This window comes from Clostridium nigeriense (assembly GCF_050585265.1).
In the GTDB taxonomy this organism is placed as follows: Bacteria; Bacillota; Clostridia; order Clostridiales; family Clostridiaceae; genus Clostridium; species Clostridium nigeriense_B.
This window is the reverse complement of sequence record NZ_JBNOOE010000012.1, coordinates 64,161-88,011: the sequence shown is the minus strand read 5'-3', so window position 1 is coordinate 88,011 and position 23,851 is coordinate 64,161. Positions and strand designations below refer to the sequence as shown.

Below are 23,851 nucleotides of genomic sequence, written 5' to 3'. Positions count from 1 at the left end.
GCTCATTTAAAAATTAATTATCTATATTAACTTTACATTGTAGTTTTTTAACCAATTATTTATTTGAATTAAATACGCTATCATTTGTGGTCCAGACATTAATTGTCCAAACCATGGTGTTTTATATGATTCTCCCTTAGTTTCAACTATTTCTTTAACCTTATTTTCATCAATTATATTTAATATAGGTGATGATTTATCTCTTAGTATATCACCCATCATATTACAAACTAAATCTGTATAGATTGGATTATAAGTCTTTGGATATGGACTCTTCTTTCTATATATAATATCTTCTGGTAAAATTCCTTCTAAAGCCTTTCTCAATAATCCTTTTTCTCTTCCATTTAAAAGCTTTATATTTGAAGGAATATTAAAAGCATATTCTACTATATTATAATCTGCAAATGGTACTCTAACCTCTAAGCTATTTGCCATACTCATTCTATCTTTTCTGTTTAATAAATTAACCATGAACCATCTTAAGTTTAAGTAAAATAATTCTCTCATTCTATATTCTAATTTACTTTCGCCATCTAAATGAGGAACTTCCTTTAAAGTGTCATTATATGCTGTTTGTGCTAAATCCTCTATTTCTAATTTTTTTAATTCTGGACTTAATATTTTCCTTCTATCTCCAATAAATCTTGACCATGGAAAAGTATTTGCATTAATCATATCCTCGTTAGTAAACCATGGATAACCTCCAAATAATTCATCTGCACACTCTCCAGATAAGGCTACTACAAAATCTTTTTTAACTTCCCTGCAAAATAGATATAGGGAAGAATCCACATCTGCCATACCTGGTAAATCCCTACCGATTACAGCATTATCAAGGGAATTTACTAAATCCATATGATTTAATACAACTGTTCTATGCTCACTTCCTATATATTTAGCCATCATCTCTGCATAATATTGATCTGAAGTTGGTTGAAATAGTGATGATTTAAAATACTTTTCATTATCTTCATAATCTATAGAATAAGTAGTTAAAATCTTATTTTTCTTTTTAAATTCTTCTGCTGCTATAGCTGATATTGCTGAAGAATCTAATCCCCCTGATAAGAAAGTACAAAGTGGTACATCACCAACTAATTGTCTTTTTATTGCATCGACAAGAAGTTCCCTTACATGGTCAACTGCCTCTTCTTCACTTTCTTTAAACTCCTCTGCCTTAAGCTCCCAATACATATCTTTCTTTATACCACTTGCATCCACAATCAAATATTCAGCTGGTTTAACTTCTTCAATTCCCTTATATAAAGTTGTACCAGGTATAAGGGCTGGCCCTAAAGCAAATAATTCTGTTAATCCATCTTTATCTACAATTGGTTCAACATATGGATGTTTAAATAATGCCTTAATTTCTGAACCAAAAATAAAAGTATCATTTTTAAAAGTAAAGAATAATGGTTTAACCCCCATGGCATCTCGTGCTAAAACTACCCGTCTTTTATCTTCGTCATAAATAGCAAAGGCAAAAATACCATTAAACTTTGATATAGCATCTATGCCCCATCTAATATATGATAAAAGTAATACCTCGGTATCTGAATATCCTTCAAATGTATATCCATCATTTATTAATTCTTTTCTTAAATCTTCTGTATTATATAATTCACCATTGTAAACAAGAATATATTCTTTTCCATTAACACTCTTTTTCATAGGTTGACCTCCACCTTCTGGATCAACTACTACAAGCCTTCTATGGCCAAACATAATATTGCTAGATGTGTACAGACCTTCTGCATTAGGGCCTCTATCCTTCAAAGTATCAGTCATATTTTTTAGTGTTTTGTATTCTTCTTTTATATTTTTCTTGAAATTAACAAAGCCTGCTATTCCACACATATTTATCCTTCTTTCTTTATTAGCTTATATTTATAGTTATATGAGTATAATTTGACAATAGTTCTTAAAAAATACCCTTGAAAAGCAAAAAAGTTACTGCAAACACAGTAACTTCTTAAATTTATTCTTTTGGAAATTATAAAAATGTTACCCTGTGAATAACGTTTTATAAATTCCTTCCTTCAGCTTTGAAGTGCATCTATTAATTTTGCGATGACTTGGAGCTAGTCGATGGAATAAGCAAAATTATATAGTTGCACTTTTTTATTTATTTAATATGAATTTTTCTATTGCTTTTGCAACTCCATCATTTTCATTGGTATCAGTAATATAATCCGCTGCTTCTTTAACTTCATCAAATGCATTTCCCATAGCTATTCCAAGTCCTGCATATTCTATCATATGAAGGTCATTTCCAGCATCTCCTAAAGTTATTATTTCTTCTCTTTTGATTCCTAAGTGATTGGCTAACATTTCAACACCTACACCTTTATTAACTTCCTTATTCAAAAACTCTAAGAAATAAGGAGTACTTCTAACTACGGTATACTTTTCAAATACCTCTTTAGGTAACTTTTCCATGGCAGGTCCTAAAATTTCTGGCTCATCTATCATCATAATTTTTATCATAACTTCATCATTTGAAATAGTATCTATATTAATTTCATGAATTTCTATATTATTTATATCAGCCTCTACTTCTGTATACTTGCTGTTTTTAGGAGTTATTAAGCCTTTTTTTTCTGAAAAAGCATGAAGATTAACACCTAACTCATCACTTAATTTTTTTAAATAATGTAAATCAGATCCATCTAATGCTATCTTAGCTATAGCTTCCTTGCTTTTTGTTCTTTGTACTAAGGCTCCATTATAACTAAGCACATAATCCTTATCAGTATACATATCTAATTCTTCTAAATATCTAGAAACGCCTTCTATTGGTCTTCCTGTTGCTAAAACCACTGTTACATCCATTTCTCTAGCTGACTGAATAGCACTTTTAGTTCTTTCAGATATAGTTTTATCTCCTTTAAGTAAAGTACCATCCATATCAATAGCTACTAATTTATACATTAATAATCCTCCATTTAAATTGAATTTTAATATGATTATATCATACCTTTATATATAAATTAATTTAATATTTACATTATTAAGCTATTTTCCAAATTCAATATAAGCTTTTAACACATTATTAAATCCGTCTCTTTTTAGTACCTCAAAAATAGCTCCAGTTACTTCATAACTAGATGTTATCAAAGAATCTTTTCTAATATTAATTAAAGTCTTTTCAACATCAGAAACTAAGATTTTTAAATCTGATTCATTTAAAACTGCATCGCAATCATTAGCTGAATTTTCTATGCTTGTTTTAATTTTTTTAGAATTAAACTCCTCTAACCTTCCATCCTTTTTTATTATTTTCATAGTAATACCTTCTTTCTATATAATTTTGTATCAATCTCAAATATTATGTCCTAAAGTATTATATATATTTTTAATAAAATACTAATTTTACACTCGCTATCTAAATAATATACTTTATTAATCACATTTTTAATTTTCTCTTACTATTATTATATAAATAATTATCTTTTTTGTATCAAGACTTTTATAGAGTAGTAAATATAAATTTTCATTAAGTACTAAAAAAATGAAAGTTCTATTTGCAAAAATTCGCAATAAAACTTTCATTAATGATTTACTTATACCCTTCACGCATATACTATATTATCTATTAATAGACAAAGCCATTCTATGAAATGTATGTCTTTTCCCTCTTACTGATATAGATAGCTGCATAATATTTTCTGGATCTGCAGTACCTGAATATCCTCCATCTCCTATATGATGTATATCACATCCTGCACGTTTACTCGTTAATGCTAACTCCCTAATAGTTCCTATATCTGATCCTTCTTGGGTTGTCCCGATTGCTCCCATTACTAATTTCTCTTTAGAATGTACATAATTAACTAAAGAAGACATTTCTGCTTCACTTAACCCTGGAATAGTTCCAGCTACTGGAATTAAAATAATATCAGCTCCAGCATCAATAAATTTAGTGATTGTCTGTTCATCAATTACAGGTTCTGACACTCCAGCGCCATGCATCTTTCCAGCAATTATAACACCACTATATATTTTTTTAGCTAATTTAATAGACTTTTCAATTTCATTATTTGATACTCCAGTTGATGGATTTCCAGTTAGGCAAATAAAATCAAAACCCATTTCATTGGCTAATTTTAGATTTTTTTCACTAGCAATTCTTCCTTGCGAAATTGTTTTAGTTAATTCAAGAGTTTTTGCTTCTATATCAACAGGTTCAATATTTACGCCTATTGGACGTCCAGTTAACTCTTTTAATCTCTTTATACAATTCTCTGTTTTATCTATACCCTTTATTTCACAAGTTCCAAAATCAAATAAATTTAATAGAATTAAATCTGTACCAAATGCCGCTACATATTCAGCATTAGTTATTCCTTTTGTCATTGGATCCAATTGCACATCATTTTCTGCTAAAATAGTTCGCCCAGCACTTGCTGCAATACTTGATATTAAGTTTAATTTATCAAAACTAGCAAAATCGGACGCAGAACAGTTAAGTAATCTTTTAATCTTCATAAAATTAATTGCCTCCTATTAAAATTAATTTTCTTTTTCCTCATTTTCTTCAATATATGATTTTCTATCAATAATCTTGAAGAATGGATAATAGATTATAATTGAAATAATAATATTTACTATTTGTAAAATTACGCCTGAAATATGTCCACCAGTAGCCAAATATCCTCCGATGATTGGCGGCATTGACCATGGTACCAATACTACAGCTTTTGCGACAATCCCTAATGACATAGATACATAAGAGATAATATAACAAACAATAGGTGCTATTACATACGGAATCAAAATTATTGGATTCATTACAACTGGTAATCCAAACATCAAAGGTTCGTTAACTGCAAATACCGTTGGCGGAAAACCTATTTTACCCATTTCTTTCATGTATTTACTTTTACTTTTAAAGAATAATAAAATTGCTAAACCAAGAAGTACACCACTTCCCCCAATCCATACAAATGTATTCATAAATGTATAATTTATAATATGTGGAATTGCTTCTCCGCTTTGAAATGCTATACGATTTTCATCAACAAACTGTAACCATGTAGGTTGCATTACACTAAGTACTAAATCCCATCCGTGAATACCAACTGACCAGAAAACTGTAGTAAATAAGATAGCAAACAGTCCACCAATAAATCCACCTCCGATAATAGAAATCGGCTGACCTACAATTTTATAAATAAGATCATGAATATTTGTATTTCCATAAGTTTCAACTAATAAACGAATAACCCAAAACAATGTCAAACAAACAGTCGATGGAATTAGTGCTACAAAAGACCTACTAACTGCTGGTGGAACATTTTCCGGTAACTTAATAACAATATTCTTTTGTACAAAAATTCTAAAAATTTCTGTTGAAACTAATCCTACAATAATTGCAACAAACAATCCTCTACTTCCCAAATATCCTATTTGAATTCCACCTTCTTGTATTGGTGTTACTAGTACAAAAGTTGCTACAGATAAAACTCCTGCTGATATGCCACTAACTTTGTAAGAATTAGCTAAACTATAAGCAATAGTAAATGCATCTAATAATGCCATGATATTGAATGTAGCTTGTACAACAAAATCAAGCTTTGATTGCCATTCAACTCCAAAAATGGTAGCTATAAACTGGTTAAATCCAGCCCATGGAATACTTGATAGTATTACAAATATTGACCCTACTATAATTAAAGGCATAGTAGTAACCAAACCATCACGTATTGCTACTAAATGTTTTTCCCCTCCAATTTTTACCCCCCATGGAAGTAACTTTTCATCCATAAAATTCTGTACTTTTTCTTGCATTAATTTTCTCCTCCCCTTGGTATATACCATTGTATATTTTTCATTGTAAATGTTTGCTTTTTTTTTGTCAATATTAAAATTTATATTTATGAATATATTAAACAATTTTCATCTATAATCGTTTTCCATATTATAAAATAGATATAACTTTCATATTTATAATATAAATAGAATTCAGTTTTCTATTATCATTAAAATTTACTGACAAATATCAATTTAATTCATTAAATAATCACATATATTTTTTAAAATAAATATGTTGCAATATTTATAAAATATGATACTATTATTTTATAAAATGGTATATACCAAAATATAAAGGAGTGAAGAGAATGATTAATATTTTACTAGTTTGTTCAGCAGGAATGTCTACAAGCTTAATGGTAAAAAAAATGAAAGAGGTTGCTATAAAAAAAGGGATTGAAGCGAATATTTGGGCAGTTGCTAATGCTGATGTAGCTAACGATATTAGAAAAGCAGATATGATATTATTAGGACCACAAGTTCGTTTTCTAGAGAAAAAAATTGTTGAAATTGCAGAAGGAAAACCTGTTGAAGTTATCAATATGCAAGCATATGGTACAATGAATGGTGAAAAAGTATTAGATCAAGCTTTGCAATTATTAAAAAGGTAATAATTTATATATTGCAAATTGAAGTATATATAACTTCTATATTTGGAATTGATACATTATTTTAAACTTTATATAAAGTATTGAAAATTAACAATGAAGTAATAACCAATATTTAAATTTAAAACAATATAAGAGAGGGAAAAATTCCTCTCCTTATTAGTTTACTGGAGGAAATATGGAAAATTTAGAATTAATTTGTTTTGAAATTATATCAAGTGTTGGTATGGCTAGGGGAAGTTTTATTGAGGCTATTGATCTTGCCAATGAAGGAAATTTTGATGGAGCTAAAGATAAAATTTTAGAAGGAGATAATTATTTTTCTTCAGGTCACTCTGCACATATGAAATTAATCCAACAAGAAGCTGAAGGAAATAATACTGAATTTGCTTTATTACTAATACATGCTGAAGATCAATTGATGAGTGCTGAATCATTTAAAATATTAGCAGAGAAATTTATTGCATTAAATAAAAAGATAGAAAATATATAAGTAGCTTAATAATAAATATAATTAAAAATATATTATGATAATAATATAAATAATTGCATAGGTTATTTCTTAACCTATGCAATTTTTAAGAAAATAATATAGATATTTTATATTATAATATTTTTTATATTAATTCATTTGAAATGTGAGGAAAGATTTAAATGCTAAAAATAAACGAAATATTATATGTTGACGCTGAAAGTTTTTTTAACAATCTTTTAAACAATATTGCTTATGATATTAGCAATACTACTGGAAAAGAAATTCCTTTGAATAATATAAAGAAAGGATTTCATTATAAAAAAATTTTAAATAATAAATTAGGAAGAAAAGGAACAGTAAATGTGAAAATCACTGAATTTAATAAACCTACAAGCTATAGTGCTGAATTTCAGTCTAGTTCAGGAATAAACACAATTTCCTATTATATAGAAACATTAGATAAAAATAATATAAATGTAACCTATATAGAAGACTATAAAGGAAGTAAATATTTAATGGACTTTAACTATAAACTTTTAAATATATTTTTCAAAAAAGGGGCTAAAAAAAGAGTTATTCAATTCCTACATTCTATCGAAAAATCTATTCTTGAAGATAAAAAATTACTTAACTCTTAAAATTTTATGTAATTGTTTGTGTAATAAAAGGTGGTGAACACATGGCTAATCCGATTTATATAGAAATCAAAAATCGAATTATGGAAGAAATAGCAGATAAACCAGCTACTTCACCTATTTCTTCAGAAAGAGATATGGCAATAAAATATGGGGCTAGCCGTATGACAGTAAGAAAAGCAATTAATGAACTAGTTACTGAAGGGATATTATATCGTGACAAAAATAAAGGAACTTATGTTGCGGATAGAAAACTAATAAAGAAAAATACCTCTACTGAAATTTTAGGAGGTCAAGACTCAATAGATTGTGTTATTTTATATTTTAAGGTTAAGAAAGCCGAACAATGTGATAAAGAAATTGGGCATATCATGAATCTTTCTAGTGACGATCTAGTTTTACGTATAGTACGTCTTAATCAAAAAGAAGGATGTCCACTTAGCGCTGAAGAAATATATTTTAATACTGATTTTGTAAATAATGAGGACATTAATAATTTGCCTAAATTATTGGATATAAGTCATATACTTACAGAATGCAAAATAACTCAGAAGTTTATACCTATTATTGTACCCTCACAGTATTCTAATCTTTTACATGTAAAATTAACAACTCCAATAATAATGGTAGAAACTTTAATCAGCACTAGAAAAGGGCAACCTCTTATATTTATTCGTACTTTTAATAATCCTAATGAAAAAGTTATAGAAATTACATCTTAACGTAATAAGAGTAATCATCAATAATTGACGCTTACTCTTATTTTCAATTATAATACTTTTTATAGCTATCTATTTCTTTGCCTTACTTATTTTAGCTAGCTTCCCTTTAACTTTTATTTCTTTATATTTTTTTAAAATAGAATTACCTTTTCCATTTAATATATCTACAAAGGAAAACCCATCTTGCACATCAATTATGCCTATATCTTCACCACTTAATCCCTCTAAGTTACTGAAAGCTCCAAGTATATCTATATTCCTTATCTTCTTCTTTTTACCTGCACCTATATGGATTTTTGTAACCTCGGTATGTATAGTTTTTTTGTTATTTACAGTATTACCGTAATTGTTTTTTTGATCCTCAAAAAATTTCTTTCTTCCTTCTATTACTTCTTCATATGATGGAATGAAAATTTCCTCAATCTTATAACCAATATATTCTTCAATATCATCTAAAAATCTTTTTTCCCCTAAAGAAGTTAATGTAATAGCTAATCCATTCTTTTCTCCTCTTCCGCTTCTACCTATTCTATGAACATAACTTTCCTTTTCCATTGGCACTTCATAATTAAATACGTTAGTTATGTGATTAATATGAATTCCTCTTGCAGCAATATCTGTGGCTACTAATACTTTAAATTCTTTGTTTTTAAAGCTATCCATAACTTTTAATCTTTCTTTTTGTTCCATATCTCCATGCAACTCATTTACTTTAATCTTTTCTTTCCTAAGTAAAGAACTTAGATTTTTAACTGAATCTTTAGTGTTGCAGAAAATTATTGCACTTTCATCTGTATTAGTATAAAGAAGTTTTAATAAAGTTTTGAACTTATCTTCTCTACTTAATATTATATATTTTTCGCTTATCTTTTCTCTATTAAATACTTTAGATTTAACATTTAAAACTTCAGGATTATTCATATATTTTGAATAAAGTCCTTCTATTTCACTAGGTATAGTAGCTGAAAATAACGCAGTATTTTTATTACTTGGTAAAGCACTTAATACTTCAGCTATTTGATCTATAAAACCCATATTAAGCATTTTATCCGCTTCGTCTATAACTACATACTCAATATATCTAGTGTCTAAGTTTCCTCTTTTTATATGATCTATTACTCTTCCTGGAGTTCCACAAACTATATGGACTCTTTGTTTTAGCTCTCTTACTTGCTCATTAAAAGGTTGCTTACCAAAAATTGCTGCAGATCTAATTTTTCTAAGTCTTCCAATATTAGAAATATCCTCTTTAACTTGCATTGCAAGCTCTCTAGTTGGAACTAATATTAACGCCTTAACTATATTTTCTTCTTCATTAATAAGTTCACAAAGTGGAATTCCAAAGCTTGCAGTTTTACCACTACCTGTTTGAGATTTTACAACTATATCCTTTTTCTTAAGCATTTCTGGAATAACTTCTTTTTGAACCTCCGATGGATTTTCAAATCCTAAATTCTTTAGAGCTTTTAGAATCTCAGGCTTTAAACCCATATCTTCAAATTTATCTATATTCATTAAATTACCTCACTTTTATAACATTTTAAATAACTTTCTATATTTTACTCTAGTATCATGCTATATATCAAGTAAAAGGTCTATAGATATTTTTTAATTTGTTATATGTCTACTTTTAATTTTTTTAAACTATCTCTTAACTCCTTAGGGTTTTCAAGAAAAATAGCTTTAATCCCCAGCTTACTTGCACCATCTACATTTACTTGTGTATCATCTATAAAAATAGTTTCTTCTGGATTTAAATTATATCTTTTTAAAATCAACTTATATATATCTTCTTCTGGTTTAATTAATTTTTCCGCATAGGATACAACTCCACCGTCAAATAACTTAAAAAACTTATTCTTTGTAGTTACTTCTCTAAAGGCTAGCTCATGGAAATTAGATAAATAATATATATTATACCCATTTTCTTTTAAGCTTTGTAATACTTCTACAGTTTCCTCAATTGGTTTTAAAATATCACACCAATCTTTAAAAACTAAATTAATATCATCTCTGTACGTGGCATTTCTTCTAATTATGTTATTAATAGCATCTTTTTCAGTAATTGTTCCTCTATCTAGCATAACCCACTCTTCACTTTGGAATATAGCCTTATAAACATCTTCTATTTTCTCTTCTGATATTTTATTCTTTAAATACTCAATTGGATTAAAACTCAGTAATACATTTCCTAAATCAAAAATAATATTTTTATACATAACCTCTTCCCCCTAATAATTATAAAAGCAGTAGATAGACCTTTAATCTTCTATCTACTGTCACTAAACAAATATTTATTATTTTGAATTTAAATATTTAACTACTTTCAATGGTCTCATCATTTCATGATCTTCATGCTCTAAGAAGTGACAATGCCAAACAAAGTCTCCTGAATACCCCTTAAACTGCATAATTATCCTTGTAATCTTACCTGGTTCTGAATCTATAGTATCTTTAAATCCTCTCTCATACTCTTTAGGTGGTTCTTCTTCTCCTGTAAATATTATTTTTCCTGTATCTTCATAACACTCAACATCAAATGGTCTTCTCCATAAAAGCTTAAATTGAATTAAATGAATATGGACAGGATGGGCTACAGGCATAGGATTAATTAAATTCCATATTTCAACTGAATCAAGCTCTACTCTTTCTGTTACAGGATCACTCCAAGTCATTCCATCTATATGAAGCATAGGTCGTCCATATCTATCTGTCATTGCACCAAATGTTAGTCTTCTTTTTTTACTAACTGTATTCTCATTTGGTCCATGAGAATTTCTTAAAATATCAGGAATAGAGCTTTCATCCTTTCCCTTTAACTCCTTATTCACATTAAACCTCATAATCATATCAGTTCCAGGATCTTGAGAAGAAGTATCATCATTCATCAAGGTAATCTTTTCTCCCTTATACTTAGAAAAATCAATAATTAAATCAATTCGTTCTGCTGGCATAATCTTAAATTCAGATATTTTAGTTGGAGATTCTATTAAACCTCCATCTGTACCTATTTGAGTGAATACTTCATCATTATCTAACCTTAAAATATATTGCCTTCTATTAGAGGCATTTAAAATTCTAAATCTATATTTTCTAGGTTCTACATCTAAATATGGCCAAACCTTTCCATTAACTAAAATAGTATTTCCAAAAAATCCAGGTACTATTGATGGAAAAACTTCTACCGGAAAAGGAGGTTTACTTGGATAAAAAAGCTCTCCTTCTTTAGTAAAAGATTTATCTTGTATAACTAATGGAATTTCATATTCTCCCTTAGGTAGATTTAATCTTTCTTCTAATTCGTCTCTAAGAATATACATTCCTGCAAGTCCTGCATAAACATTTAATCTTGTTTGTCCCATAGCATGATCATGATACCATAATGTTGCTCCTGATTGATAGTTTTCATATTTATAAACTTTTTTCTTAAATTCTGGCCCCACAACTTTAAAATCTTTTGTGAACCATGCTTCTGGATGCCCATCACTACTACTTTGAACTTTTGCTCCATGTAGATGAACTACAGTTTTAACTTCTGGATCATCTACAGTTCCATGTAAGGTCTTGTCATAAGGTAAAAAATGTTTATTAGGTAACTGATTTTCCCATAATACATAGGTTGGAATATTCTTAAATGCTTCAATAGTCGGACCTGGATACAATCCATTATAAGTCCATACTTTTGTTGGTGGAAAATAACATGAAAAATAATGCTTAGCTTCTTTCATTATTATTTTGTATTCCTCGGACTCTTCATTTCCTTTTTTATCTATACCTTGTGTAGGCTTTGCTATAACTGGTATTGGTAGCTTATCTACAAACTTTGGTATAGTTCTTGGATCTGATGGATCTACAAGATTACATTTATTACTACGTTCTTCATTATAGTCTTCATCCTCATTTTCATATAATGACAAATCTCTATTTAAGTTCATAAACTCAACTCCTTAAGCTAGATCATAGTAACAATATATTCAATTCTATGTAAATATGTCATATATTAAATAAAAAAATATCCAAAGGCATATCCTGCATAAATAAAAGCTGCATTCCAAATTGCAATTCCAATAGTTGAGTAAATTGAAAATTTAATTATATTCATTCTAAACATTCCAGCAACAAAAGGAATTAATGTTCTAACTGCTGGAACTAATCTTATAAATAAAACTCCCTTATCCCCATAATTTTCTATATATAAGCAAACCTTATCTATAGAATTCCGTGTCTTAGGAAATCTATTATAAATCTTAGTTAATATTGGTTGACCGAACCAATATGATATTCCAAATAAAACATAACTTGCTAAGGCTCCAGCTATTACTGAAATTATAAGTGCTACAAAAAAACTTATTCCAGCCTTTGCAGCTGCCATTCCTATTGCAGGCATTATTATGGCAGCCCCAAGACCGGGGAAATTTAAATACTCTAAAAAAATAATTATAAATACAAATATTAAGCCATATCTTGCAAAATATTCAATTACGATTTGTATACTATCCATTCTATCAACTCTCCAAGTCATCTTTTTAACGACTTTTAGTTTACCCCATCTTTCTTAATATAACCTTAATATAAATTATAATTTTTCTTAAAAGTTTCTAAACTGTATTAAAAATTACATTCTTTAATACATTAAATATGCTATAAGTAATTTTATAGTATTTTCAATAGCTTCATAATGTGTTCTTTCCATTCCGTGAGATGCATGAACTCCAGGTCCTATAAGCGCTCCCCTTATATCATTTCCACCTCTTAACGCTGCTCCAACGTCTGAACCATACATTGGATATATATCTACCGCATATCTAATATTATTTTCTTTTGCTAAATTAACTAAATCAGTAACCATATTATAATCATAAGGTCCACCTGAATCCTTAGCACAAATAGACACATCATATTCAGTACAACTTAAATCATCACCAATACATCCCATATCAACAGCTATCATTTCAGTTATATCTTGAGGTATATATGAAGATCCATGACCTACTTCTTCATAAACAGAAATAAATATTTTAGTTTTATATTTAGGAGTTATTTTTTCTCTATTAAATACTTCTAATAACCCCATTAATGCTGATACACTACCTTTATCATCTATAAATCTAGACTTTATAAACCCACTTTCAGTAATAGTAGTTTTAGGATCAATAAATATAAAATCACCTGGACATATTCCTAAATCTTCAACATCTTTTTTTGATAGAACTTTTTCATCAATTCTGACTTCCATATTTTCTGGATCACGTTTTTTATCCTTACTATCTGGATAAACATGAACAGCTGGACTAGTACTTAAAAATGTTCCTGTGTATATCTTTCCATCTCTAGTTCTAATCTTACAATACTCACTATCCATAGTTGCTGGAATCGGTCCACCTAACAATGTGAACTTTAATGTACCATTACTAGTTATTGATCTAACCATTGCACCTAAAGTATCTACATGTGCAGAAAGTCCAATTACTTTTTCATTACTTTCACCTGGAATAGTAATAACCCCACAACCTTTTCTAGTTGTTTCAAATTTATACCCAAATTCTGATGCAATTTCTTCAATTACTTTCATAATATCAAAGCAAAAACCTGTTGGACTATCGAATTCAAGTATTTTTTTAGCTGTACTAAGTACATATTCCCTATTAATTTTATATTCCATCTTAATTAAAACTCCTTTCAAAATTCACGCTACTAGGTCCAAAAATTGAAACCTAAAGTCAATTATTCTTTTATTCTATTTTACTACATTTAATATTATTATTGCTACTTCTATCCATATTTTATTACTATATATTTATCAAGCAGTATATGTCTACAAGAAAACAATTGGTTTAGTAAAAAAATAAAAACATAAAAGGAGATAGCTGATTTAATAAGCTATCTCCTCTAGATAATTTTAAAAAGTTACAATTACAATAATGTAATTTAATTATTATTTTCTTTTAGAAATCCTAATATATTTATTACCTCTTTTGCTATTTCTCTTTCTTTTCCCTTATATGGATAAGAATGAATATGAATAGCCGGATTAAAGTTAAGTTCTATTATTGCATATTTAGAATTTTCATCCTTATAATCTTCTATCATCATATCAACACCACAAATATTAGCCCCTACAGCTTTTGCAGATTCTACTGCTATATCTTTAAATCTTTGTGGTATTTCATCTGTATAGTCTATACTATCTCCACCAGTGCTTATATTTGAATTTTCTCTTAAATATACTACTTCATTATTCTTAGGTATATAATCAAAATCTTTTCCTATTTGCTTTAAGAATAATCTTGCATTATCATCTAAATTTATCTTTTCTAATGGAGTTTTATATCCCTTTCCTCTAAGAGGATTCTTATTTTTTTCTTCAACTAATTCTCTTATAGAACTTTTTCCATTTCCCAAAACATTAGCAGGTACTCTATGAAGAATTCCTGGTACCTTATCTCCAATTACTAAGAATCTATATTCTTTTCCTTTTATGAATTCTTCTACTAAAACAGTATTGTCATGTTCAAAAGCTAGTTTAAATGCTTCTTTTATATCTTCTTCCTTAGGCCCTTCTTTAAATATTGAAATTCCTAGTCCAAAATTAGTTGATTTTGGCTTAACAACAATAGCTTTATTAACATATCTACAGGCATTTCTTAAAGCTTCATCTAGACTTAAAAATTCATCTCCCTTTGGAACTACTATATCATTATTCTTTAATATTTCTTTAGTTACTACCTTATTTTCCATCATTAATACAGTTATATAACTATCCTTAGAAGTTTTAGTAGCTTGCTTAACATACTCTTTATGGTTCCCCTTCTTTAAAGAAATAAAGTTTTCTGATCTATCTACAACTTCTACAGTTATACCTCTTTTAATTGCTTCTCTCATTAGTATCTGAGTTGAAAGTTCTAAATCTTCAAAGCCTTCTAATTTAAATCTATTTTTATAAGCATCTTCCTTATATTCTTTAGCTAATCTTAAATGGCTTTCTATAAATCCTTCCTCTTTAACCATTTCAGATATTCTATATGCATAAGTTAACTTAGGATCTTTAACTTTTTCTATCATATTATCAATTAAGATTTCTTTTCCTAATGATAATTTATTATTTATTTCTTTCATTTCATTTAATATATTTAAAGCCCATTTAGTTTTAGAAATGGTTTCTCCATCTTTATATAAAACTACATCCATTTGTCCATACATTGATATTATATTTTGATTATTTTGAGCTTCTTCTTGCCATTTTTCATAAGTACTTTCATCTTTTATAAGTAAGAAAATAGTAAATAAATTAATAAAGTTTAAATCTTCTAAAGATATCCCAGCTTTACTAAAAGGATTAATATCTATACTTCTAATCTCTAAATAATTAATTCCCTTTTCTAATAAGGACTCTAAAAATCTAGTATTATCCATAGCCTTTAATCTAATTTGTGTATAAAGTTCCTTATGACTATCTATTAATTTATCATCTATAAATTTATATACACTATCAACATATTCTTTTACAGAAGTATAATTGGGATATAGATCTATAGGATTCTTATAACCACATTCACTATTTCTATAAGAAATAGCACCTTCATTACTAAAACTATCCTTAGATATCCTATCCAAATCTACTACACATTTTTCTCCAAAGCTTTCATGCATAGTAGTAGTTCCACCTAAAAGATAAATTAATAACCATCTATATCTTAAATAATTTCTAACTACTTTTAAATAAATATTATCTCTAAAATTTCTATATGATTCACTATCACCTATTTTTTCATATAAATCTTTAATTAAATCTTCTCTAAAAGAAAAGTTATAATGAATTCCTGATATTAATTGTTTTTTCCCCCCATATTTTTTAAAAAGTTTTTTTCTATAATCACTAGCATCTTCACCACTTTTGCATTTTCCATAATCTGCTATAGGTATTAAATCATCTTCTGGAATACTACATGGCATTGATTGTGGCCATAAATATTCATTTTTCAGCTCTAAAGCAGTAATATCATAAAGAGAATTTGCAAAATTATAAACCTCTTCTATAGTTCTTAATGGTGGAGTTATAAGCTCTACTTGACTTTCAGAAAAATCGGTTGTTATATATGGATGGGTAATTTTACATTCAAATACCTCTGGATGCTTAGTTAAAGCTAACTTCCCGTCTTCATCTACTCTTAATGTTTCACGCTCTATTCCATAATTTCCTTTTAATAACCCTTCTTTATAATTAAGTGACTGAATCACATCTAACATCTTTATACACCTTCCATATTTTAAATTTATATATTAAATATGCTACTGTTCCTTTTAAAATACTAGATATTGAAATCCCTATCCATATTCCATTAACATCAAAAAATACTGTAAGTATCATGGCTAATGGTATTCTAAGAATTGTAAATCCAATGCTTATAAGAGCAGGTATCTTTGGTACTCCAAAGCCTGTAAATACACCATTAGATATCATTTCAATAGTAGCAAAAATTTGAGAATACCCAATTATTCTTAAATAATTACTTGCAATATATACTGTATTCTCTTCTCTAATAAATAGCCTTACTAGTACTTCTGGAGTAAATATAAATAAAATACTTATACCTAAAGCATATATAACTCCTATACTAATAGCTGTATTATAACCTTTATTTATTCTTTCATATTTTTTAGCTCCAAAATTTTGCCCAACAAAACCTGCTATAGCCCCATTTAGTCCTCCTACTACCATATATACCACGGATTCTATTTGTAAACCAATTTTTTGGGCTGCTATAGCTTCTGAGCCAAAGCTTCCAATTATTCTAGCCAATAATATATTTACTAAAGTAAATAATACTCTTTGAAAGGACATTGGCAATCCTAAAATTGTAATTTCCTTAATCTTATTATAATTTAATCCTATTTTAAAGTTAAAATTATACAAATTTCGTGATTTTTTAATAAAAAGCAAGAACATTATACCATTTGCAATTAGAGTTCCAATTGCAGCTCCAGTAACTCCAAGCTTTAAAATATAAATCATTACTGGATCTAATATCATATTAATTATTACACCTACTGCGCTTATATTTAATGCAGATTTATTAATTCCAAAGCTATTAAACAATCTAATAAACAATGTATTAAAAAAAGAAAAAAATAGCATAGGTGCACTAATTACTAAATAAATATATGCATCTCTTTCAACTATAGTGTTTCCTAAATTTAAGAACTGTATAAAGCTTTTACCAAAGATTATTAATATTAAGGAATATATTCCACCTACAATTGCATTTAAAATAATTCCATTAGATATATATTCTTCAACAGCATTATCATCTTTTTTCCCAATTGAATGAGCAACTTTTATTCCAGTTCCTATAACTACAAAAGCATTAATTGAATAACCAAGTCCAACAAAAAAGCTAGATGAACCTATACTTGCTACTGCATCACTACCTAAAGCTCCTACCCATAACATATCTATTAAATTGTAAGTAAACTGTAATAAAGAACTTCCCATTATTGGCAATGCTAGAGTTACTAAAACCTTCAATACATTTCCTTTAGTTAAATCAACCTTTCTCATTATATTACTCCAAAATATTTTTTAAGAAACTTAAAAAATCAGAACATAATTCATGATCTAAACTATAATATATCCAAGTTCCTTCTTTTCTACATTTAACAATACCAGAGTCCATTAATACTTTCATATGATGTGATAAGGTTGGTTGAGTAAACTGAAAGCTTTCTAATATTATACATGCACATTTTTCCCCTGAAGATAGCATATCTACAATCTTAAGTCTGTTTATTTCCCCTAATGCCTTAAGCACTTTAATATTCATCTCATAATCTTTACTCATTTAAATCCCAATATCTCCTATTCATTATTTGTATATAGATATATATCTATATATTCTTTATTAAATATAGATTATTATCTATATTTAGTCAATAGCAAAAAAAATGCATGCATTTTTTAATGGATAATTGATAATGCATAACGCATAATTAAGGAAAAAAATCGTAGCGAATTTTTAATAAAAAGTTCTTCGCATTAATTGAATTTGAGTTTTGCTGTGCAAAACATCCTTAATTATCCATTATCAATTACGCATTATCAATTTATATTATTTATATAAATGGTCTCTAGTCATTTCTAATGTGTTATTGTTTCCTTTTGAAAATACAATTTGATGTAAATCTATCATTCCATTATGAAAAGATGCTGCACAAGAAGCTAAATATAATTCCCACATTCTAACAAATTTTTCATCAAACATTTCTGAAATTTTATCTATATTATCTTTATAATTACTATACCAGCAGAGTAGTGTTTTTTGATAATGCCTTCTTAAGCTTTCTACATCTAATGTATAATAATTAAACTCACTACCTATATCTATGATTTCTCTCAAGCTCGGAATAACTCCACCTGGGAATATGTATTTTTTAATCCATGGATCTCCTGGATGTTCTTTTCTTCCACTAATATAGTGTAATAAAAATACTCCTTGATCCTTTAACACTGAATCTACATTTTTAAAGAAAAGATTGTAGTTATCTCTACCAACATGTTCAAGCATTCCTACACTTACAACTCTATCAAATTTTAAATTGCTTTTTTCTAAATCTCTATAATCCATTAACTCAGCTGTTAAATATTCTTCTAAATTTTCTTCTTTAATTCTTTCTTTGAATTTTAAATACTGTTGTTCACTTAAAGTGATTCCAACTCCATGAATTTTATATTTTTTAGCAGCTTCAATAAGCAAGTAACCCCAACCACATCCTATATCTAGTAAAGTCATACCTTCTTGAAGTTGTAATTTTTTTAATATGTACTCAACTTTATTTTTTTGTGCTTCATATAAAGTATCATCTTGATTTTTAAAATATGCACATGAATAACTCATAGTTTCATCTAACCAAAGACTATAAAAATCATTTCCTATATCATAATGGGAAGTTACTTCTTTCTTTTGATTTTTCTTAGATGTTGATGTAAATATTAATTTACTTAATGCACTCTCGTCAACGTCAAATTCATCTAATTTCCCTAATAAAATATCTAAAGCATCATATAAATCTCCTACTTCCATATCTAAGGTCTTATCCATATAAGCTTCGCCCAAGGCTAATGATGTACTACTAAGTAGTAACTTTTTGTCTATATTTCCATTTACATTGATTACAAATTTAGGGTCTCCCTCACCCATATCTAATACTTCTCCATCTTTAAATATGACCTTAAAAGGCGTTTGATCATTTTGTTTAAAATATTTTTTAATAATCATACTTTCTAATGACATAGTTGATAACACTTCTTTCTTTGTTATAAAGTTTTATATTCTATTTTTTACCTTTAAATCTAAAATATTCTTTAATTTTAAAACTTTGATATTATTATGTCAATTTAACTTAAAATATATTTTTTTCAAATTAGATATACTATAAATAAACATATTTTTTATGTGATCGTTTTTATAATATTTATTTTTTATTATATACATATTAATATCTTAATAATCATAATTTTTACATAGCTAACTTTTATCTCTATTTTAATTCTTAATGAACTTCCATTCGGTGAAGAAGGTTTATTGTATATTGAAGTGCAAAAAGCAGACTTGATAATTCAAATCTGCTTTTCACTTATTCTAAACTTTTTAATTTTTCTATTTCTTCTTTTTGCTCTTCTATTATTTTTAATAATTCTTCTTCTTTACTAAACCATTCTTTACTAAGATCATTAATTAAAGATGCCATTTCATCGGCACTTCCTACAATTCTGTTGAATAATAATAGATTGGATGCTAATATTTCAGGAATTTGATAATGCGAATATCTTAATAAATGGTCTATTTCTCCATATCCTTCTTCAAATATTGTTCTAACTTGAATTTCAGCAATTGTTGTGTATTCATGGGTAAAATTTAGTTCTACTAAATAGTGAACTGATCTATATCCTGATATTCTAGATCTAACCTCTATATTAAGTTCCTCAAACTTCTTGGTATTATCTCCTTCTCTAACATTTGCAGTAACTTCAATAACCTTCCAAGTCTTAGTTATAAATTCATGAATATCCTGCCACTGATCCTTAAATATATGTATAACTCTAATTCCAATTAAATCATTTATTTCATTCTTATAATTATCTAGAGCAAATTGAAAGTTGTTACCATATTTTAATTTTCTATCTTCAGTTTTTCTTATAATTTTTTCAATTAATCTATTTGGTTCCTTTATTCTTGATTTTACTGAATGAACCATTGGCTGAGAACGTAAAATATTAGCTATAAAGTCTGCTTGATTCTCATAAGAAACTTCATAATCTACAAAATCATTATATATATCCTTTAATACTTCAACATCTATATTATTATCTTTAATTATTTGCTCCACATGTGGATATTTTAATACAAAGTTATCTATATTAAAACTTTTTTTCATTTACTAGTTCTCCTTTAGTTATAGGGTTACTCCAATAAATAATCTTAATATTTTATCTTCCCCTTCTACTAGTGCTCTTACTGTTTCTTGACTTTTGTCCTTTTCCTTTAACTTCTCCATACTTAGATTTTGAACTTGGTTTTGAAGATGATTTAGTTTTAGAGCCTTGTTTTGAGTTAGATTTTCTTGATTTAGAATTTCCTCTTGCCATTGCTTCTTCTTTTTTAACCTTAGCAAGATATCTATCTGCCTTTGATTTTATAAGACACTTTGGTCCATTACCTATTAAGTCCTCTCTGCCAGCCTTGACTAAAGCATCATGAACTAGGTTATAGTTCTTAGGATTTTTAAATTGAAGAAGTGCTCTTTGCATTGCTTTTTCTTCCCTTGTTTTTGGAACATAAACTTCTTCACCTGTTAACGGATTTATTCCTGTATGGAACATAGCTGTTGATAAAGTTCCTGGTGTTGGATAAAAATCTTGAACTTGTTCTGGTTGATACTTTGTATCTCTTAAATATTCAGCTAATTCTATTGCTTCATTTAATCCACTACCTGGATGACTTGACATTAAATATGGAATTAAATACTGCTCTTTTCCTAACTGTTTATTAATTTTAAAGAATTTTTCTCTAAATCTATCGTAAGTATCTCCTGATGGTTTCCCCATATATTTTAAAGTATTAGCAGCTACATGTTCTGGAGCAACTTTTAATTGTCCACTTACATGGTGCTCAACTAATTCTCTAAAGAATGTATCATTCTTATCTGCCATTATATAATCATATCTTAATCCTGAACGAACAAAGGCCTTCTTTACTTTTGGAAGCTTTCTTATTTTTCTTAAGATTCCTAAAAATTCACTATGGTCAACTATTAGGTTTTTACATGGTTTTGGAGTTAAACATTGTTTGCTCTTACATGCACCTATTGTAAGTTGAGTTTTGCAAGCTGGTTTTCTAAAGTTTGCTGTTGGACCTCCAACATCATGTATATATCCTTTAAAATCTTTAAGATTAGTTATTTCAACTGCTTCATCTAATATTGATGATTCACTTCTACTTTGAACAGCTCTTCCTTGATGAAATGTTATTGCACAGAATGAACAGTTACCAAAACATCCTCTTGAACTTACTATACTAAATTTAACTTCTTCTAAAGCTGCTATTCCACCAAACTCATCATATATAGGATGAGACTCTTTTGTATATGGAAGTGCATAAACCTTATCTAACTCTTCTCTTGTAAGTGGCATTTCTGGAGTATTACTTACTACATATCTATCAGCATGCTTTTGAACAAGAACTTTTCCTCTTACTGGATCTTGTTCTTCATATTGAATTTTAAAGGCTTCAGCATATTTCATCTTATCCTTTGTAACCTCTTCTTTTGAAGGTAATAATTTGTAATCTCCATAAATTTCATCTAATGAATCTATAGCATATGTAGTTCCATTAACGTGTCTAATATATTTAGCTTCAAAGCCATCATTTAATGCATTTGCTACTTCTACAATCTGCCTTTCACTCATTCCATAAATTAAAAGGTCAGCACCACTATCTATTAATATAGAATTTCTTACATTATTACCCCAGTAGTCATAGTGAGCCATTCTTCTTAAGCTAGCTTCTACTCCCCCTATAACTACATTAATGTTTTTATATGCTTCTCTTATTTTATTACAATAAACTATAGTTGCTCTATCTGGTCTTGCTCCCATTTTTCCACCTGGAGTATAAAGATCCTTTTCCCTAGGTCTCTTACTTACAGTATAATGGTTAACCATGGAGTCCATGTTTCCTCCATTAACTAAGAAAGCAAGTCTTGGTCTTCCAAGCTTCATAAAATCATCTGTACTATGCCAATCTGGTTGTGGGATAATACCAACTTTATATCCGGCATCCTCTAAGACTCTAGAAATAATTGCTGTTCCAAAGCTATGGTGGTCAATATAGGCATCCCCTGTAACTATAATAAAGTCACATTGCTCCCATCCACGTTCTTTCATATCTTCTTTGCTTATTGGTAGAAATCTATTACTTGACATTTAAACACCTACTTTTTATTAATTAGATAATTTATTCTAAACTAAAAGTTAATTTTCCTACATTTAAAATTATCATATTGCTTATTGATTATAACATTATAAATGAATTAAATCATTTATTTTTTTAAATTACATAATGTTACTATAATAATTTCCAAAATAAAACCTATATACTAATAAATTTATCTCCCCTCTAGATTTTATTTTTTATAAATTAAATTTAAAAATATTTTTAATTCATAATTTTAAATAATCTTCTAATAATATAAATGACTAATATTTTTAGGAGGAAAGCATATGAAAAATCAAAATAGAAAAAAACATTCTAAAGAAAATTACTTGAAAAATGGATCAAAAACACAAAACCAATTTGCTAACAATCATTATAACTTTACTACAGAAGAGCCCGCTCTAAATGAAAGTGGAGTTGAGGCAAAGAAAAAAGGGTTTTAGAAAAAGCTGTCTTTGAATAGCTTTTTAATGAATAATTTACAATGAATAATGCATAATAAGAAAAAACTCCTTACAGAGTTTAAAAAATTGAGAGGCTGTATATTACAGCCTCAAATTATATTTCTTATATAAATTATTTAATTTGATAACTTTCAATAAAATTAATACAATCTAAAGCCTTAATTGTGTGAAAACTTATTTTATGAGTTGGATATTTAAATTTCATTAATTCAAAAAACTTTTTCTTATTCATCTGTCCAAGTTTATATGCTTCAATATAGTCATAAATAGTATCATCTGCCATAGGTCCCATAACAACATCATAATCATGTGTATTTCCACTACGACAACTTACTACAAATTCAAGCCATTCATCACTATAATCTTCAAATATCTTAATGTTTAATGAATCAATATTTTTAAATTCATAAACATTTACTATTGACGTATTAAATTTTTCTGACCATCTTTCTGCTTGTTCTTTTATTTTTGTACAATAAAATCCCCATGAAAAATCTTTCGTAAATCTATGCTTACGAATTTCAGGAAATTCTATCTTCATATAACTTCCATGATATATTAATTCCAAGTTTCTTGGCATAATCTATTCCTCCTATCCTCCAATATATAATATTACTAATTATAACATACTAAATTTATTA

The 23,851-nt window shown here is 27.9% G+C and carries 22 protein-coding genes; 5 read left to right on the top strand and 17 right to left on the bottom strand.

Annotation, left to right across the window (positions count from 1 at the left end; translation table 11 throughout):
* Positions 1–21: 21 nt before the first annotated feature.
* The 5 genes from asnB to celB all read right to left on the bottom strand — a co-directional run bounded on the left by asnB (position 22) and on the right by celB (position 5,793).
* Complete coding sequence (gene asnB / locus ACQPVP_RS11920) at positions 22–1,860, bottom strand: asparagine synthase (glutamine-hydrolyzing) (protein WP_430850208.1); 1,839 nt, start codon at positions 1,858–1,860, stop codon at positions 22–24.
* A 264-nt stretch (positions 1,861–2,124) separates the two neighbouring features.
* The gene (yidA, locus tag ACQPVP_RS11915) at positions 2,125–2,934 is read right to left on the bottom strand and encodes a sugar-phosphatase (RefSeq protein ID WP_430839771.1); all 810 of its coding nucleotides are present in this window, start codon (positions 2,932–2,934) and stop codon (positions 2,125–2,127) included.
* An 84-nt stretch (positions 2,935–3,018) separates the two neighbouring features.
* Positions 3,019–3,288 (bottom strand): ATP cone domain-containing protein, encoded by a 270-nt coding sequence (locus ACQPVP_RS11910; RefSeq protein ID WP_430839770.1) that lies wholly within the window; start codon positions 3,286–3,288, stop codon positions 3,019–3,021.
* Between the two features lie 303 nt (positions 3,289–3,591).
* A complete protein-coding gene (locus ACQPVP_RS11905; RefSeq protein WP_430850206.1) occupies positions 3,592–4,491 on the bottom strand; it encodes a haloacid dehalogenase-like hydrolase in 900 nt (299 codons plus the stop codon).
* 24 nt (positions 4,492–4,515) lie between these two features.
* Positions 4,516–5,793 carry a PTS cellobiose transporter subunit IIC gene (gene celB / locus ACQPVP_RS11900; RefSeq protein ID WP_430839766.1) on the bottom strand — a complete coding sequence of 426 codons (1,278 nt, stop codon included), beginning with the start codon at positions 5,791–5,793 and terminating at the stop codon, positions 4,516–4,518.
* Positions 5,794–6,125: 332 nt separating this feature from the next.
* Between celB and ACQPVP_RS11895 the strand changes: the two genes are divergently transcribed.
* The 4 genes from ACQPVP_RS11895 (at position 6,126) to ACQPVP_RS11880 (ending at position 8,257) form a co-directional block, all read left to right on the top strand.
* A complete protein-coding gene (locus ACQPVP_RS11895; RefSeq protein ID WP_430839764.1) occupies positions 6,126–6,428 on the top strand; it encodes a PTS sugar transporter subunit IIB in 303 nt (100 codons plus the stop codon).
* A gap of 175 nt (positions 6,429–6,603) precedes the next feature.
* Positions 6,604–6,918 (top strand): PTS lactose/cellobiose transporter subunit IIA, encoded by a 315-nt coding sequence (locus ACQPVP_RS11890; RefSeq protein ID WP_430839763.1) that lies wholly within the window; start codon positions 6,604–6,606, stop codon positions 6,916–6,918.
* 161 nt (positions 6,919–7,079) lie between these two features.
* Positions 7,080–7,538, top strand: a complete 459-nt coding sequence (locus ACQPVP_RS11885) for a DUF3284 domain-containing protein (RefSeq protein WP_430839762.1) — start codon at positions 7,080–7,082, stop codon at positions 7,536–7,538.
* A gap of 41 nt (positions 7,539–7,579) precedes the next feature.
* Positions 7,580–8,257, top strand: a complete 678-nt coding sequence (locus tag ACQPVP_RS11880; protein WP_430839761.1) for a GntR family transcriptional regulator — start codon at positions 7,580–7,582, stop codon at positions 8,255–8,257.
* 69 nt (positions 8,258–8,326) lie between these two features.
* On the opposite strand, the gene ACQPVP_RS11875 is transcribed toward ACQPVP_RS11880, so the two are convergent.
* From ACQPVP_RS11875 to ACQPVP_RS11825, 11 genes are all read right to left on the bottom strand, one after another.
* Positions 8,327–9,772, bottom strand: a complete 1,446-nt coding sequence (locus ACQPVP_RS11875; RefSeq protein ID WP_430850204.1) for a DEAD/DEAH box helicase — start codon at positions 9,770–9,772, stop codon at positions 8,327–8,329.
* Between the two features lie 101 nt (positions 9,773–9,873).
* Positions 9,874–10,476, bottom strand: a complete 603-nt coding sequence (locus ACQPVP_RS11870) for an HAD family hydrolase (protein WP_430850202.1) — start codon at positions 10,474–10,476, stop codon at positions 9,874–9,876.
* Positions 10,477–10,554: 78 nt separating this feature from the next.
* Positions 10,555–12,192: a multicopper oxidase family protein gene (locus ACQPVP_RS11865; RefSeq protein WP_430850200.1), complete on the bottom strand. Its 1,638-nt coding sequence runs from the start codon at positions 12,190–12,192 to the stop codon at positions 10,555–10,557.
* Between the two features lie 65 nt (positions 12,193–12,257).
* The gene (locus ACQPVP_RS11860; RefSeq protein WP_430839757.1) at positions 12,258–12,758 is read right to left on the bottom strand and encodes a DedA family protein; all 501 of its coding nucleotides are present in this window, start codon (positions 12,756–12,758) and stop codon (positions 12,258–12,260) included.
* Positions 12,759–12,881: 123 nt separating this feature from the next.
* On the bottom strand, positions 12,882–13,919 hold the full coding sequence (locus ACQPVP_RS11855) for a M42 family metallopeptidase (protein ID WP_430850198.1): 1,038 nt from the start codon (positions 13,917–13,919) through the stop codon (positions 12,882–12,884).
* A 266-nt stretch (positions 13,920–14,185) separates the two neighbouring features.
* Positions 14,186–16,504 (bottom strand): bifunctional glutamate--cysteine ligase GshA/glutathione synthetase GshB, encoded by a 2,319-nt coding sequence (gshAB, locus tag ACQPVP_RS11850; RefSeq protein ID WP_430850196.1) that lies wholly within the window; start codon positions 16,502–16,504, stop codon positions 14,186–14,188.
* A complete protein-coding gene (locus ACQPVP_RS11845) occupies positions 16,479–17,816 on the bottom strand; it encodes an MATE family efflux transporter (RefSeq protein ID WP_430850194.1) in 1,338 nt (445 codons plus the stop codon). Before ACQPVP_RS11845 ends, gshAB begins: the two co-directional genes overlap by 26 nt.
* Before the next feature lie 4 nt (positions 17,817–17,820).
* Positions 17,821–18,096, bottom strand: coding sequence for an ArsR/SmtB family transcription factor (locus tag ACQPVP_RS11840; protein WP_430850192.1), 276 nt, complete (start codon positions 18,094–18,096; stop codon positions 17,821–17,823).
* A gap of 267 nt (positions 18,097–18,363) precedes the next feature.
* On the bottom strand, positions 18,364–19,545 hold the full coding sequence (locus ACQPVP_RS11835) for a class I SAM-dependent methyltransferase (protein ID WP_430850190.1): 1,182 nt from the start codon (positions 19,543–19,545) through the stop codon (positions 18,364–18,366).
* Between the two features lie 343 nt (positions 19,546–19,888).
* Positions 19,889–20,689: a RelA/SpoT domain-containing protein gene (locus ACQPVP_RS11830; protein ID WP_430850188.1), complete on the bottom strand. Its 801-nt coding sequence runs from the start codon at positions 20,687–20,689 to the stop codon at positions 19,889–19,891.
* A 52-nt stretch (positions 20,690–20,741) separates the two neighbouring features.
* Positions 20,742–22,736, bottom strand: a complete 1,995-nt coding sequence (locus ACQPVP_RS11825) for a YgiQ family radical SAM protein (protein ID WP_430850186.1) — start codon at positions 22,734–22,736, stop codon at positions 20,742–20,744.
* A 297-nt stretch (positions 22,737–23,033) separates the two neighbouring features.
* On the opposite strand from ACQPVP_RS11825, the gene ACQPVP_RS11820 reads away from it, so the two are divergent.
* Positions 23,034–23,189 carry a hypothetical protein gene (locus ACQPVP_RS11820; RefSeq protein ID WP_430850184.1) on the top strand — a complete coding sequence of 52 codons (156 nt, stop codon included), beginning with the start codon at positions 23,034–23,036 and terminating at the stop codon, positions 23,187–23,189.
* A 133-nt stretch (positions 23,190–23,322) separates the two neighbouring features.
* Here ACQPVP_RS11820 and ACQPVP_RS11815 read toward each other — a convergent pair whose 3' ends face one another.
* Positions 23,323–23,790, bottom strand: a complete 468-nt coding sequence (locus tag ACQPVP_RS11815) for a DUF3990 domain-containing protein (RefSeq protein WP_430850183.1) — start codon at positions 23,788–23,790, stop codon at positions 23,323–23,325.
* Positions 23,791–23,851: the final 61 nt, after the last annotated feature.

Coding starts and splice junctions, on each gene's coding strand:
- asnB (WP_430850208.1), bottom strand. CDS start 1,860: ATGTGTGGAATAGCAGGCTTTGTTAATTTCAAGAAAAATATAAAAGAA.
- yidA (WP_430839771.1), bottom strand. CDS start 2,934: ATGTATAAATTAGTAGCTATTGATATGGATGGTACTTTACTTAAAGGA.
- ACQPVP_RS11910 (WP_430839770.1), bottom strand. CDS start 3,288: ATGAAAATAATAAAAAAGGATGGAAGGTTAGAGGAGTTTAATTCTAAA.
- ACQPVP_RS11905 (WP_430850206.1), bottom strand. CDS start 4,491: ATGAAGATTAAAAGATTACTTAACTGTTCTGCGTCCGATTTTGCTAGT.
- celB (WP_430839766.1), bottom strand. CDS start 5,793: ATGCAAGAAAAAGTACAGAATTTTATGGATGAAAAGTTACTTCCATGG.
- ACQPVP_RS11895 (WP_430839764.1), top strand. CDS start 6,126: ATGATTAATATTTTACTAGTTTGTTCAGCAGGAATGTCTACAAGCTTA.
- ACQPVP_RS11890 (WP_430839763.1), top strand. CDS start 6,604: ATGGAAAATTTAGAATTAATTTGTTTTGAAATTATATCAAGTGTTGGT.
- ACQPVP_RS11885 (WP_430839762.1), top strand. CDS start 7,080: ATGCTAAAAATAAACGAAATATTATATGTTGACGCTGAAAGTTTTTTT.
- ACQPVP_RS11880 (WP_430839761.1), top strand. CDS start 7,580: ATGGCTAATCCGATTTATATAGAAATCAAAAATCGAATTATGGAAGAA.
- ACQPVP_RS11875 (WP_430850204.1), bottom strand. CDS start 9,772: ATGAATATAGATAAATTTGAAGATATGGGTTTAAAGCCTGAGATTCTA.
- ACQPVP_RS11870 (WP_430850202.1), bottom strand. CDS start 10,476: ATGTATAAAAATATTATTTTTGATTTAGGAAATGTATTACTGAGTTTT.
- ACQPVP_RS11865 (WP_430850200.1), bottom strand. CDS start 12,192: ATGAACTTAAATAGAGATTTGTCATTATATGAAAATGAGGATGAAGAC.
- ACQPVP_RS11860 (WP_430839757.1), bottom strand. CDS start 12,758: ATGGATAGTATACAAATCGTAATTGAATATTTTGCAAGATATGGCTTA.
- ACQPVP_RS11855 (WP_430850198.1), bottom strand. CDS start 13,919: ATGGAATATAAAATTAATAGGGAATATGTACTTAGTACAGCTAAAAAA.
- gshAB (WP_430850196.1), bottom strand. CDS start 16,504: ATGTTAGATGTGATTCAGTCACTTAATTATAAAGAAGGGTTATTAAAA.
- ACQPVP_RS11845 (WP_430850194.1), bottom strand. CDS start 17,816: ATGAGAAAGGTTGATTTAACTAAAGGAAATGTATTGAAGGTTTTAGTA.
- ACQPVP_RS11840 (WP_430850192.1), bottom strand. CDS start 18,096: ATGAGTAAAGATTATGAGATGAATATTAAAGTGCTTAAGGCATTAGGG.
- ACQPVP_RS11835 (WP_430850190.1), bottom strand. CDS start 19,545: ATGTCATTAGAAAGTATGATTATTAAAAAATATTTTAAACAAAATGAT.
- ACQPVP_RS11830 (WP_430850188.1), bottom strand. CDS start 20,689: ATGAAAAAAAGTTTTAATATAGATAACTTTGTATTAAAATATCCACAT.
- ACQPVP_RS11825 (WP_430850186.1), bottom strand. CDS start 22,736: ATGTCAAGTAATAGATTTCTACCAATAAGCAAAGAAGATATGAAAGAA.
- ACQPVP_RS11820 (WP_430850184.1), top strand. CDS start 23,034: ATGAAAAATCAAAATAGAAAAAAACATTCTAAAGAAAATTACTTGAAA.
- ACQPVP_RS11815 (WP_430850183.1), bottom strand. CDS start 23,790: ATGCCAAGAAACTTGGAATTAATATATCATGGAAGTTATATGAAGATA.